Source organism: Micromonospora sp. NBC_00858, assembly GCF_045207365.1.
Taxonomy (GTDB): Bacteria; Actinomycetota; Actinomycetes; order Mycobacteriales; family Micromonosporaceae; genus Micromonospora.
This window is the reverse complement of the sequence record NZ_CP108828.1, coordinates 1,094,226-1,106,574: the sequence shown is the minus strand read 5'-3', so window position 1 is coordinate 1,106,574 and position 12,349 is coordinate 1,094,226. Positions and strand designations below refer to the sequence as shown.

The 12,349-nt window shown below is 69.7% G+C and carries 14 protein-coding genes; 6 read left to right on the top strand and 8 right to left on the bottom strand.

What is annotated here, in order from left to right; genetic code table 11:
• Positions 1 to 55: 55 nt before the first annotated feature.
• The 3 genes from OG990_RS05120 to OG990_RS05110 are packed head-to-tail and all read right to left on the bottom strand — an operon-like array spanning position 56 to position 1,194.
• Positions 56 to 268 (bottom strand): hypothetical protein, encoded by a 213-nt coding sequence (locus tag OG990_RS05120; protein ID WP_386983491.1) that lies wholly within the window; start codon positions 266 to 268, stop codon positions 56 to 58.
• A 39-nt stretch (positions 269 to 307) separates the two neighbouring features.
• Entirely contained in the window at positions 308 to 901 is a 594-nt protein-coding gene (locus tag OG990_RS05115) for a CoA-transferase (protein ID WP_406079194.1), read from the bottom strand.
• Positions 898 to 1,194: a helix-turn-helix domain-containing protein gene (locus OG990_RS05110; protein ID WP_406079192.1), complete on the bottom strand. Its 297-nt coding sequence runs from the start codon at positions 1,192 to 1,194 to the stop codon at positions 898 to 900. Before OG990_RS05110 ends, OG990_RS05115 begins: the two co-directional genes overlap by 4 nt.
• A 317-nt stretch (positions 1,195 to 1,511) precedes the next feature.
• Between OG990_RS05110 and OG990_RS05105 the strand changes: the two genes are divergently transcribed.
• The 3 genes from OG990_RS05105 (at position 1,512) to OG990_RS05095 (ending at position 4,484) form a co-directional block, all read left to right on the top strand.
• Positions 1,512 to 2,915 carry an alkaline phosphatase PhoX gene (locus tag OG990_RS05105; RefSeq protein ID WP_406079191.1) on the top strand — a complete coding sequence of 468 codons (1,404 nt, stop codon included), beginning with the start codon at positions 1,512 to 1,514 and terminating at the stop codon, positions 2,913 to 2,915.
• 160 nt (positions 2,916 to 3,075) lie between these two features.
• A complete protein-coding gene (locus tag OG990_RS05100) occupies positions 3,076 to 3,792 on the top strand; it encodes an IS6 family transposase (protein WP_406079190.1) in 717 nt (238 codons plus the stop codon).
• Positions 3,793 to 4,073: 281 nt separating this feature from the next.
• On the top strand, positions 4,074 to 4,484 hold the full coding sequence (locus OG990_RS05095; protein ID WP_406079189.1) for a hypothetical protein: 411 nt from the start codon (positions 4,074 to 4,076) through the stop codon (positions 4,482 to 4,484).
• A gap of 172 nt (positions 4,485 to 4,656) precedes the next feature.
• Here the strand turns inward: OG990_RS05095 and OG990_RS05090 are convergent, their stop codons facing one another.
• Positions 4,657 to 4,917 (bottom strand): helix-turn-helix domain-containing protein, encoded by a 261-nt coding sequence (locus OG990_RS05090; RefSeq protein WP_386983503.1) that lies wholly within the window; start codon positions 4,915 to 4,917, stop codon positions 4,657 to 4,659.
• Positions 4,918 to 4,973: 56 nt separating this feature from the next.
• On the opposite strand from OG990_RS05090, the gene OG990_RS05085 reads away from it, so the two are divergent.
• The 3 genes from OG990_RS05085 (at position 4,974) to OG990_RS05075 (ending at position 8,713) form a co-directional block, all read left to right on the top strand.
• Positions 4,974 to 6,269, top strand: a complete 1,296-nt coding sequence (locus OG990_RS05085) for an alkaline phosphatase family protein (RefSeq protein ID WP_386983505.1) — start codon at positions 4,974 to 4,976, stop codon at positions 6,267 to 6,269.
• Between the two features lie 371 nt (positions 6,270 to 6,640).
• Entirely contained in the window at positions 6,641 to 7,696 is a 1,056-nt protein-coding gene (locus OG990_RS05080; protein WP_406079188.1) for an ATP-dependent DNA ligase, read from the top strand.
• 180 nt (positions 7,697 to 7,876) lie between these two features.
• Complete coding sequence (locus OG990_RS05075; protein ID WP_406079187.1) at positions 7,877 to 8,713, top strand: DUF4352 domain-containing protein; 837 nt, start codon at positions 7,877 to 7,879, stop codon at positions 8,711 to 8,713.
• Between the two features lie 72 nt (positions 8,714 to 8,785).
• On the opposite strand, the gene OG990_RS05070 is transcribed toward OG990_RS05075, so the two are convergent.
• The 4 genes from OG990_RS05070 to OG990_RS05055 all read right to left on the bottom strand — a co-directional run bounded on the left by OG990_RS05070 (position 8,786) and on the right by OG990_RS05055 (position 12,341).
• Positions 8,786 to 10,291 (bottom strand): protein kinase domain-containing protein, encoded by a 1,506-nt coding sequence (locus OG990_RS05070; RefSeq protein WP_406079186.1) that lies wholly within the window; start codon positions 10,289 to 10,291, stop codon positions 8,786 to 8,788.
• Positions 10,292 to 10,597: 306 nt separating this feature from the next.
• Positions 10,598 to 11,047, bottom strand: a complete 450-nt coding sequence (locus OG990_RS05065; RefSeq protein ID WP_386983513.1) for a hypothetical protein — start codon at positions 11,045 to 11,047, stop codon at positions 10,598 to 10,600.
• 234 nt (positions 11,048 to 11,281) lie between these two features.
• Complete coding sequence (locus OG990_RS05060; RefSeq protein ID WP_386983515.1) at positions 11,282 to 12,052, bottom strand: DUF4386 domain-containing protein; 771 nt, start codon at positions 12,050 to 12,052, stop codon at positions 11,282 to 11,284.
• A gap of 1 nt (position 12,053) precedes the next feature.
• Complete coding sequence (locus OG990_RS05055) at positions 12,054 to 12,341, bottom strand: hypothetical protein (RefSeq protein WP_074307876.1); 288 nt, start codon at positions 12,339 to 12,341, stop codon at positions 12,054 to 12,056.
• Between the last annotated feature and the right edge of the window lie 8 nt (positions 12,342 to 12,349).

The following is a 12,349-nucleotide window of genomic DNA, read 5'->3' as shown; positions in this document are numbered from 1 at the left end:
ACACACACCGAAGGGCTTCACAGGTGGGCATCCGCGTACAGCAGTGAGCTGCTCCTCAGCTGGCGGTTGCCGCCTTCTCCTGCCGTTCACCCACCGGCTCCTCATCACCGTCCTGATCCTGGCTGCGCTTCACCAGCCGATCCAACTCCCATACGACGCGCACCCGGGCCGCAGTCCGCCACCACCGACCGTCGAGGATCATCGCGATCTGTTTCGACAGGTCATGAATCAGACGCGCCTTGTGGTGCCGGGTACGGGTCGACAGCATGATCCCCTGCACGCCGCCGGTGCCATTTGTTGATGGCGGTCAGGCATCATGGTGACCATGAACGCCCCGAGCGCAGATTGGGTCACCATCGTGGCCTACGAGAACACACCCGGCTGTCTGCAGCCGATGGCTGCCGTCCGCGCTTGACTGCGTGATCGGGGCATCGATTGGATGCCTCTCGAGCTGGCCGAGATTCGCTGGGATCTGGCCTGCGGCGTCGGCGCTGACGGTCACTGGCACGGCTGGGTGAGCATCCGTATCCCGGCTGCTGCTCTCCGCCGCCTCGGGTTGCATCCCAGCCAACCGACCGCGACCGTTAGCGGGCCATTCCCACCGGCGTGGTGGCATGCCGCCGCAGAGCGCAACGCCCATTGAGATACAGCGATCACTGTTGCGGCGGACCTTGCCGGCGTTGATGAGGTCGAGGTCGACCGCATCGCCCTGGGCCTCGGGCCCCATGCCCAGCATGCCGTTCTCCGTGTGCAGCACGATGCCGCTGCCCGGGGAGAGGTGGTTGTTGATCCGGGTCGGGAGCCCGATCCCGAGGTTCACGAAGGCTCCGCGCGGGATGTCGCGCGCGACGCGGGCGGCGAGCTCGTCCTTGCCGAGCCCGCGCCGCCTCTCCCCCGTCACTGACCCGCTCCGACCGGCTCGGCACCGGCCCGCCGGATCGTTCCCGCGCCCACTCGGTGGCCGAGCCCCACCAGTTCACCCTGAATGCGACGGTGCCCCCAGCCCGGATTCTCCCGAGCCAGCCGCACGACGAGATCCCGAACCTCGTCGCTGACCGGCGGACGGCCCGGCCGGTTCGGATACGTCCAGTGCCGCTTTAGCAGGCGGCGGTGCCAGGCCAGCAGCGTGGCCGGGGTGACGATCCGGTGCGCAAGCAGTGCGCGGGGCAGCAACCGCGTCAGCGCGGACAGCACGGCGCGGCTGAACAGCCGCCGCCCGCTTGTAGGGTCGGGAACGTCGACATGGCTGCGGACCCACCGAATGTCGATGTCCGCCTCGCCGCGTAGGCGGCAGTACCCGCCGCCTGACGGCCCTCGCCCTCATCAGCATCGTGAATGCCGCGTCGCCGAGAGGACGCCACGATGCCTTCCGCGTGGAGCCGCGACGCGGCATCCGACCTGGGAGTTTGCCGCGTGTTCGCGCAAATGTCTACCGCCACCTGCGAGGCATTCGCACCGGAGGACTTGGGTCGGGTCGTACGTATGGATCTTCAGCGGAAGGACGTTCTCCCTTGACCTCCTCCATCTCCCGTCGCAACCTGCTGCGCTCCGGCGCGGCGGGTGGCCTCGGCATCGTCTTCGCCGGCAGTATCGAGGCGATCGCCGGTTCCGGTGCCGCCCAGGCCGCCCGCGGGTCGGTGGGCTACGGCGCCCTCGTTCCGGACGCGGCCAAGCTGCTCTCCCTCCCGCCCGGCTTCTCCTACAAAATCGTCGCCCAGGCCGGGGTGACGCTGCTCGAATCGGGCGAGCCGACCCCGAGCGACGCCGACGGCACCGGCTTCTTTCGCAGCCAGAACGGCGGCGTCCTGGTCAACAACCACGAGATCGGCGGCGACGAGCCCTACGGCGTGCCAGCCCTGCCGGGCCTGACCTACGACCCGGGTGCGCGCGGCGGCACCACCAACATCGAGGTGGACTCCGACGGCAACCGGGTCCGCGAGTACGTCAGCGTGGCTGGCACGGTGCAGAACTGCGCCGGTGGTATTACCCCCTGGGGCACCTGGCTGACCTGCGAGGAGACCGAGCAGCGTGCCGGCGGGGCGTTCCAGAAGGACCACGGGTACGTCTTCGAGGTCGACGCGTTCGATCGCGAGGCCAACAAGAACCCGGTGCCGCTGAAGTTCCTCGGCCGGTTCGCGCACGAGGCCGTCGCGGTCGACCCGGACACCCACGCGATCTACGAGACCGAGGACGCGGGCGGCCCGAACGGGCTGTACTTCCGCTGGACCCCGCCGGCCGGCTTCCGCGGTGGCAAGGGCGCGCTGCGGGCGCTCGCGCTCAGCCTGGGCGGCGACACCGCCGGTACATTGCAGGCGATGAACTGCTTCAAGGGCAGCAAGCACATCGCCGATCTGGCCGAGGCTACCCAGCCGGGCACCCGGTACAACGTGACGTGGGTCGAGGTGCCCGACCGCAACGGGACAGCCGTTTCGGTGCGCAAGCAGTTCACCGACGACCAGGTCACCCGGAGCCACAAGCTTGAGGGCGCCTGGTGGTCTGACGGTGGGGCCTACTTCGTCGCCAGCTTCGCCCGGCACGACGACGGCAGCGTGAACGAGCACGACGGGCAGGTGTGGTTCTACGACCCGAAGTCGGAGACGATCACGCTGAAGACCATCTTCGGCGTGAACTCGGACCCGGACCAGGACACCAACTACGATGGTCCGGACAACATCACCGTCTCCCCGTACGGTGGGGTGATCCTGGCCGAGGACGGCGAGGGTCTCTCGCACCTGGTCGGCGTCACCGACGAGGGCAAGGCCTACCCGATCGGCCGCAACGAGCTCAACACGAGCGAGTTCACCGGCCCGACGTTCAGCGAGGACGGCAAGATCCTCTACGCCAACATCCAGACCCCTGGCTACGTGTTCGCCATCACCGGGCCGTGGGGTCGGCCGAGCAACGCCGAGCAGTGATCACCGCATGACAGCATGGTGCCGCCCCGCTCGGCAGACCGGGGCGGCACCGCGCCAGCCGGCGGGCCTGAGATCAACCCACACGTACCGGCGGGTCAGAAATCGCCGTCGGCGGGTCCGTTGCGTAGCCCGTGTCCGGGGACTGAGGCAGGCTTGACGGGTGAAGCGGTCGAGTCGTCGTCGCTGGTCTCGGCCGAAGTCGGCGTTCGCCGGGTTCCGGTTTCCCGCGGAGGTGATCGTCCTCGCGGTCCGCTGGTACCTGCGCTACAACCTGTCCTACCGGGACGTGGAGGAACTCCTGGCTGAGCGCGGTGCCGAGGTTGACCACGTCACCGTGTTCCGCTGGGTGCAACGGTTCACCCCGCTGCTGGCCGGCGCCGCCCGGTTCGCTCGCCACTCACCAGGTGACCGGTGGTTCGTCGACGAGACCTACGTCAGGGTCAACGGCGTGTGGCGCAACGTCTACCGCGCGGTCGACCAGCACGGGCAGGTCATCGACGTGCTCGTCTCGGCCCGCCGTGATGCCGCCGCGGCCCGGCGGTTCTTCCGGCGTGCGCTGCGGATGCTGAAGGTGACGCCCAGCGAGGTCGTCACCGACGCCGCACCGGTCTACCCCGCGGTGCTCGACGACCTGATCCCCTCGGCGTGGCACCACGTCGAGCAGCACGCGAACAATCCGATCGAGGCCGATCACAGCCAGCTCAAGCACCGATTACGACCCATGCGTGGGCTCCGGACCGACCCAACCGCACAAGTGATCATCGCCGGACACGCGTTCATCCAGAACCTCCGCCGCGGGCACTACGAACTCGGGCTCGACAGTCAGCCCAAGCTTCGAGTCGCTTCGGCTTTCAGTGAGCTCGCCCGGGTGATCTGACCGCGGACCCGACCCGGGCGTAACGCGTCTCCCGATCAGATAATGCAACGGCACCACCCGCGCTAATGGGCGTCCTGATCGGAGCGGCCGCATCGGCGAGCAGCTCAGCGAACAGGTCGTCTATCGACTGGTCGGCAAGTGCTGAAACCGGTCGACGTGAGGTGGTTCTATCGGGGCCGCGTGCGCTAGGCCTACACGACAGCCTTCGGAAGCTTCTCGCAGCGTCCGACATCATCGAACGGCGCTACCACGGCCTACCAGAACGTGATGGCTCATACCTCGTGGTGGTCGAGGAACCAGACGGCAGCCGGCGGCTCCTGCGCGACAGCGAAGCAGGCGCCCGGGGCCTGTTCGCTTGGGGCTACGGCGGCACCGGTCCCCACACCTTGCCCGACGTCCTCACCGACGACATCCTTGCCGACCTCAACCGCTGCCCTCACTGCTTCGGCGCCATCAAGTGCGCCGCCGGTCTCATACGCTGCCGGACCTGCCACAACACAGGACTCCGGGTGGAACGGCGGCACATCGCCAGCGCACTCGTCCGCAGGGTGATCTCCTCGTTGCCCGAGCATCCGGCAGCCACGCCAGCCATCCCCGAGGCCGAGTGGTCCCTGACGCGCTCAGCACTGCTCGCCGAGGCATGCCGGATCCAGACGGGCGGCCACGATGACCGGGTGAATTCGGCACCTTGATCGGGCACCAGTAGGGCAGGTTCTTTGGGCGCCAGGCTGGGTCGGGGTTGATCGACGGTGAGTGATCGTTAGCTTGTTTGGGCGCCACCTGCGGCATGTTCGGGGTCGCCGTAGCAATGGCCGCAAAACAACGGATATCCCTGACCAACAGTGATGATGGTCTGCCCGTTGGTCAGCCTTCCTCGACGATGGTTTCGGTAGCGGAGCCTTCGCGGTGTTTGCGGAGTTCTCGGTACAGCGTGGAGCGGCTGATGCCGAGGTCGGCGGCGACTTGCTCGGGGATCGCACCGTCCTTGATCCGCTGGGCGGCTCCGGCTGGAGCGTGCCGCCGGCGCCCGCCCGGCCAAGCAGGCCCGCGGCCTGCCGACCGGGCGCCCGGCGAAGCTCCCGGGCGACGAGGTATGAACGACGCGAAACCACGTTGCACGTTCACGACGTCGCCACCTTGGGCTCACTGGGGCGCCAACCCGACTCGATTCAGTGCACTCCATGATCCGAACTCTCCGCAGCCTGGGCCGCGTCACCGCGGTCCTCGCCCTCCCTCTGCTCACGTCGCTGCCGGCGTACGCCGCCGTGCCGGACTCCCTACCGGCGCAGGCGGCGCCGGCGGCCGACCACGTGATCTTCATCGGCCTCGACGGCTTCGACTACGACTACCTGGGCGAGGTGCCGACGCCCAACATCGACCAGCTCGTCAAGCGTGGCAGCGTCACCGAGTCGACCGGCGTCATGCAGTCGATCACCAACCCGTCCTGGTCCTCGATCGCGACCGGCGCCTGGCCGGAGCGGCACCTCAACACCGCCTACGTCTACGACCCGGTGTCGCACACCGCCCGCGGCCAGGAGCGCGATCTCGCGGTGCCCACCATCGCGGAGGCGGTCCGCGCCCAGGGCGGCACCGTGATGTCGTCGCAGTGGTTCATCGTGCAGAACCACGGGACAGCGTTCGGCGACCCGGAGGGCATCTACACCCAGCCCGGCGGTGACTGCTCGCGTCGCGTCGACGACATCGTGAAGGTGATCAAGGGCGAGCCCGTCAAGAGCGGCGCCACCATGGTCACGGCCCCGAAGATCCCCGACCTCATGGCGGTCTACTGCGACGCGCTCGACGCGATCGGGCACGAGGGTGGCGACCACGACCCGCGGATCCCGGGCGCTCTGGCGGATCTCGACGCCCAGATCGGCCGGATCGTGCAGGCCACCAAGGACGCCGACATCTTCGGTCGCACCACCTTCGTCATCACCGGCGACCACGGCATGACCACGTTCACCAAGGGCTTCGGCACGCAGGTGATCGACGCGATCGCCGAGGCCGGCTACAAGGCCGAACTCCTCGGGACCGGCAAGACGCCGCAGCCCGACACCGACGCCGTCATCGTCGTCGGCGGCATCGGCAGCCTGCACCTGATCGGCGCCGCGAAGAACGACCCGCAGGCGGTCGCGAAGATCAAGGCCGCGCTCGAGGCGACCCCGCACGTGAGCCAGGTGTTCGACAAGGCCGCCCAGCAGGCGATGCACATGAGCCCCCGCTTCGGTGAGCTCGTCATCGAGCCGGAGCCCGGCTGGTCGATCGGCGGCGACCCGGCGGGCGGCGTCGCCGGCCGTCACGGCGCCACGACCGAACTGCACATCCCGCTGGTGCTCTCCGGCGCCGGCGTCCTGCCCGGTGTGCACCCCGTCGACCCGCACCACGTCGACATCGCCTCGACGATCGCCGCACTGCTCGGCATTCAGCCGCCGTCGGGCGCGCAGGGTCGGGTGCTGAGCGAGTCGGTCCGCGACTGACGCCGGAGCGTCGGAGGCTCAGGCCCGGCCGACTGCAGGTGGGGCGGTCCCTGCCGCCGGAGTACGGCTTGGATGGCGGCGGCTACGCCACGTCGTAGATGGAGGTCGACGTGCCCAAGGGCGCGATCTTCGACACCCGCAATTGCCTCGCCGGCTGGAAGTGGCTACACCCGTAGCTGACGCACATCCCCCAACAACACGGCGACGGCCCCCGGTTCGTGCGCGGGGGCCGGCCGTGTTCAGGGGTAGAAGGGCGCTGAGCCATTCGCCCTGCCCGATCTGCGCCCGCGGCGCCGTGCCGGTCCGGCACGATCGCGGCAGGGGGGCCGGATGAGCGTGGTGCGCTGCGTGGGTGGCTCGGCCCGGCCGGGGTGAGCCTCGGCCGGGCCGAGCCGGTGCTGCGTCGGCCGGTCGCCCCGATGCTCTCCGCGCCGGTGGACGCCGTGCCGCAGGGGCCGCGCCTGGCGTACGAACCCAAGTGGGACGGGTTCCGCGCCCTCGCCTTCGTCGAGGCGGCCGGCGTCTACCTGCAGTCGCGCGCCGGCAAGAACCTGACCCCGTACTTCCCGGACATCACCCGGGCGATCCGCCAGGCCCTCCCGCAGGGGGTGATCCTCGATGGGGAGCTGATCGTGTGGGAGCGGGGGCGGACCAGCTTCGCCCGGCTGCAGCGCCGGGTCACCGCCGGACGGGGCCTGCTGATGATGGCGCGGGAGTACCCGGCGCACTACGTCCTGTGGGATCTGCTTGCCGACGTCGGCGGCCAGGTCGTGATCGACGCGCCGCTGTTTGAGCGACGGGCCCGGCTTGCGGAGCTGCTCGCGGATGCGCCCGCGCAGCTGACCCTCACGCCGCAGACCACCGACATGGACGAGGTGGGCGATTGGCTGACCGCGTACACGGCGGCCGGGATCGAGGGTGTGGTCGTCAAGCGGTTGGACGGCCGGTACGAGCCCGGCCGGCGCGGCTGGCAGAAGTTCCGGGTGCGTGCGGTGACCGAGGCGATCGTCGGCGGGGTGACCGGCAGCCTCGTCAATGCGAGCACGCTGCTCCTCGGTCGATTCGATCGGCGGGGACATCTGCGCTACACGGGAAGGACGCATCCGTTGGCGATGCCCCAGCGTCGGGAGCTCGCGCCGCTGCTGTCCCCACTCCGGTTGCAGCGCCGGGGCATCGTCGCGCACCCCTGGCCGCAGCCGCTGCCGTCGAGCTGGAGCGGGCAGCTGGACCGGCCCGAGCCGCTGCGCTACGTGCAGGTGGAGCCGACGGTGGTGGCTGAGATCGAAGTGGACACCGCTTTCGAGCACCGGCGATGGCGCCACCGGGTGTGGTGCGTGCGTCCGCGGCTGGACCTGTCGGTGTACGACGTGCCGCTGCTGCTCGGCGACGAGGCCGACCCGTTCTGGGACGCCGCGGCCGGAGCGTGAACAAGTTGGTGGCTCAACGGCTGACGGCCGGGTTGCCAGATCGGGTGTTTCTCGAGCTGACCGGGCGTGTGGGTCAGGCCAGCCGGAGGACCGTTGCCTGAGGCAAAATGTGTCAGGGTGGAAAGTATTGCGCTCAACTAACGGGGCAGCGCGAATCAAGACCTGGGAGAACACCACTCAATGACCACCCCCTACGACCCTGCGCAGAACCAGCCGCCGGCCGGCCAGCAGCCGATGCCGCCCACCGCTCAGTTCCCGCAGGTGCCCGCCGGCCAGTTCCCGCCGCCGGCGCCCGGGCAGTTCCCTCAGCAGCCCGGCCAGTTCCCGCCGCCGCCCGGCGCGCCAGCGCCCGCCGCCCGCAAGCGGCCCTGGCTGATCCCCACCCTCATCGGCGTCGGCGCGTTCGTGGTGCTGTGCTGCGGCGGCTCGATGGTGATCGGCCTGGTCAGCGGCGACGACAAGAAGACCGATGTGTCCGTCAGCAGCGACATCCCCGCTGCCAGCCCCAGCACCTCCGCCCCCGCGGCCGTCGCCCCGAGCACGTCGGCCCCCACGCCGGCCAAGCCGGAGCCGGCGAAGACGACCGCGGTGCCGGCCCCGGCCAAGCCGAAGACCTTTGGCGTCGGCGACAAGGTGCGCGGCGGTGACTTCGAGTTCACCGTCAACGGCGTGAAGTGCGGGATCTCCCAGGTGGGCAGCCAGTTCCTGAACACTAAGGCGCAGGGCACCTTCTGCAAGGTCAACGTGACCGTCAAGAACGTCACGAAGAGCGCGCACACCTTCCACGCCGACGGCACCCTCACCGCCCAGGACGCCACCGGCCGGGAGTACGAGGCCGACGGCGAGGCCGGGATCTACGGCAACACCGACGGGCAGGGTTTCCTCGACGAGATCAACCCGGGCAACTCGGTGAAGGCGAACGTCTACTTCGACGTGCCGAAGGGCACGAAGTTGAAGACGATCACCTTTGACGCCGGCCTGTTCACCTTCGCCGAGGACGCCGTCGTCACCCTGTGACCGGCCCCCAGCCGCGAAATGCGTGACTGGCGACAGCAGCGACAGCCCGGAAAACCCCGAGCTGTCGCTGTTTTACCGTAGATCGGCGGCGATCCGGTCGGCGTCGGCGGTCAGGGCGTCGTAGCCGTCGGCGGTGAGTTTGCCGTCGCGTCGCAGCTCGCTGAGCTTCTCGAGCAGCTTCTTGAGCTGGTCCTCGGCATGGTCGGTGTCGCTCTCGGCGATCTCTTTCGCGATCGCGTCCACCTTGGTGTGCAGGTCCTTCGCGGCATCCGGGTTCAACCGGCCGGCTTCCACCTGCTCCCGGATCGACTGGCGCGTGGCGGCGATCGGGTCAGCGGGTGGGGTGGGGCTCGGCCTTCGGGAGGTGGCCCGAGGGCTCGGTGTCGGGCTGGCCGGGGTGCGGGTGGCGGACGCGACGGCCCGCACGGTCGGCGTAGCGGGCGCGACGGTGACCGGCACAGCCGGCACGCGGGGCGCCACGACGGTGGTGGCCGATGCCGGCGGCGTGGTCGGTCCCGCGACCGAGGTGTGGTCGTCGCGGTCGAGCAGCGTGAAGCCGGTCAGGGCGAGCAGCGCGACGCCGAGCAGGGCCGCCGCCAGCAGCGCTTCGCGGCGACGCCGTGCCGGGCGGTAGCCCGGCCTGGGGCGTGCCGGGCCGACTGCGTCCGGCCTGGGCGGAGGAGCGATCACCGGCGTGGACCGTCCCGGCTGGCCCGGATCCGCCGGCGTGACCGGCACGAGGGGAACCGGAGTGCCGGCCCGGGGCAGCAGGGCTGCGAGGCGGTCCCGGACGTCGGCCGCGTCGCCCGGCCGGTCGGCGGGATCTTTGGCCAGCAGTTCGGCGACCAGCGCTTCGAGCTCGGCGGGTACGTCGGGCCGGCGCTCGCGCAGCGGCGGGGGTGGCTCGTTGACGTGCTGATGCAGCACGCTGAGCTGCTCGCCGACGAACGGCGGACGGCCGGCGAGCATGGCGTAGAGGGTGCAGCCCAGCCCGTACAGGTCGGTGCGGTGGTCCACCGGCCGGCAGAGGGCCTGCTCGGGAGACATGTACGAGCTGGTGCCGAGCTTGGTCGCCGGCTCGGTGAGGGTCTTCTCCCCCTCTGCCCAAGGAAGTCGGGCGATGCCGAAGTCGCAGATCTTCACTGTGCCGGTGGCGGTGACGATCAGGTTGCCCGGCTTCACGTCACGGTGCACCACCCCGGCCGCGTGCGCGGCTGCGATCCCGTCGCAGGTCTGTACGGCGATCGACAACGCCTGCAGGACGGGGAGCGGGCCGTCGGCGATCAGGGCGGACACGGTCCGCCCCTCCACCAGCTCCATGATCAGGTAGGAGTCGTTCTCCTCGGCGCCGAAGTCGTGGACAGCGACAATGTGCGGATGGGTCAGCCCGGCCGCCGCACGGGCCTCGCGGTCGAAGCGTTCCGCGGCCATCGGCTCCTTCAGGCCGGCCTCGGCGAGCACCTTGATCGCCACCGGGCGGTCCAGGCGCAGGTCGCGACCGCGCCACACCTCACCCATGCCGCCGCTGCCCAGTAGCTCCTCGGCCTGGTAGCGGCCATCCAGCAGACGTCCCAGCACGGGGCCTCACTGCTCCAACCCTGCGCGCCGCTACACGGGGGCGATGACGTGGCGGCCGGCATCGGGGTCATTGAACGAACCCTCAGGGGTTCCTCGTGGTGGACGATCCCCCACTCTGGTCAACGCGCCATCGGCACCGAGGACACGACCGGCGTCGCCGACAGCTTGGAGGAATGGGGTCCTGAGCGTCGGGCTTGGGACTGCTGGCACAACAACCCGGGGCCCTGAGCTGCGGTTCTCGGCCCCGGGTTGAAGTTGGCAGGTCACCCAGGCGTGCCGCTGGCGACGCCACCTGCAACTGTCACATCAGCTGGCAGCGGCGCGGTAACGGCTGAGCATGACCAGCGCCGTGGCGGCGGCGCCCAACAGTCCAGCGAGCGTGACCAGCCAAAGCCCGGCACCGACGCTCACCTGGGTGGCGGCGCTGATCGCCTTGCCGATTCCCAGCGGGTCATCCTCACCGGACATGCTCTCCCGCATCTGCGCCTCTGTCGCCTGCAGATCCACAATCTTCCACACGCCGATTCCGAACAATGCGAGGGCGGCGAGGCCAGCGAAGATCGGCGCGACGATGGGCACGCTCTGGCGCCGCAGACTCAACCCGCCGTAGGCAGCCACCACGAGGCCGAGTACAACAACGATCCAGCCGTCCTTCCCATCCGTACCGGACAACGACATGCTGCCCAAGATCGGCGCGGTGACCTTCGCCCAGGGTATGAACGAGCCAATGACGGCCGCGATGCCCGCAGCCAGCACGATCCATTCGCGGACCGGTCGCGTTGCGGCCGGCGCCAGGGACGGTCCACCTTCGACGGGGGAACTTCCTCACGGGGTCGGCGGGTCGGGGCGGTCGTGGGGGTGCCCGACCCTGGGGGCGGGCGACGTGCACCTTCTGGTTGGGCGCGGAGCGGCCCACCGATTCACGGTGGGCCGCTCCGGCGATCTGCGCTGCCGTGTCGGGAGCGCCGCGGCACCCGCTGGTGCGGGTTGTCAGGCGACCGGGAGGGAGGGGTGCGCGGCGCCTGCCGGGACGGTGTTCGTGGTGATCGGGGAGGGCTTGAAGCCCTTGACGACCAGCCAGACGCCGAGCGACAGCTCCCAGGAGAAGATCGGGGCGGCCGCGATCCCATGCCACACGGTGCCAAGCTCGTAGCTGCCGAAGAAAATGGCGGTGACGTCGGCGAGGAGTAGGACGCCTCCGATGAGTCCCATCGTGGGGATGAGGCGTGGCACGAGTCCGGACCGGTACATCAGGGTGCCGAGCAGGAGGGCGTTCAGCGCTGCCATGAGGTTGGGTCCGAGCAGGAACGTCCAATCACGGACCGCGACGAGCGACTGCCCGACGGCGACGAGCGATGCCTCGTCCGCTCTCGCCGTTCCCGCCAGGTTCTGCCGCAGTGTCACGACCGACAGAAGGCTGACGACGCCGATCACGATGATGGCGGCTTCGAGGAGGCGGGTGGTGACGAAGCCGAGCGCGAAGCCTTCGTGCTGCCGCTTGACCACCGAGTACAGGGCGACGGCGGTGCCGATACAGGCGAGGGCGTTGACCACGTCGAGGAAGCAGCCCAGGAGCACGCTGGTGTCGGCGCCGGCGCTGACGATGTAGTCGGGGTTGCTCAGCACGGGACTGAGAAGGAACACCGCGGGGATCGAGCTGGCGAAGGTGATCAGGTAGAGCGCGCCCGCTACCAGGGAGGTCTTCCTCGTCGAGTCCACCGGGACTCGCGTTGGCGCTACGATTCCTACGGTCGTGGTCATGTCAGTCTCCTGGGTGTGAGTCGTCGGGGTTCGGTGGCGGGCACGTCGGCTGATCGGTGTCGAGCTGGGCGACCGAGAGCAGCGGCAGACCGATGTCGCGCACCTTGTGCAGCAGTCCGTGTAGCGCGGCCTGGTCCGCGACGGGGCCGTCGAGGACGGTGGTGCCGTCGCTGTTGGCGGTGAGGGTCATCCCGTCGAACCAGGTGGCCCAGCGGGAGGCAAGGTGTCCCTTGATGCGGATCTCGTACCGCCCCGGCTTGTCCGGGTGGCCGGCTGATGTGTCGCTCATGGTGCTCC

Excerpts from the sequence above, each read along its gene's own strand:
- OG990_RS05060 (WP_386983515.1), bottom strand. The coding sequence starts at position 12,052 with ATGACCACGACCGTAGGAATCGTAGCGCCAACGCGAGTCCCGGTGGAC.
- OG990_RS05075 (WP_406079187.1), top strand. The coding sequence starts at position 7,877 with ATGACCACCCCCTACGACCCTGCGCAGAACCAGCCGCCGGCCGGCCAG.
- OG990_RS05055 (WP_074307876.1), bottom strand. The coding sequence starts at position 12,341 with ATGAGCGACACATCAGCCGGCCACCCGGACAAGCCGGGGCGGTACGAG.
- OG990_RS05085 (WP_386983505.1), top strand. The coding sequence starts at position 4,974 with ATGATCCGAACTCTCCGCAGCCTGGGCCGCGTCACCGCGGTCCTCGCC.
- OG990_RS05120 (WP_386983491.1), bottom strand. The coding sequence starts at position 268 with ATGCTGTCGACCCGTACCCGGCACCACAAGGCGCGTCTGATTCATGAC.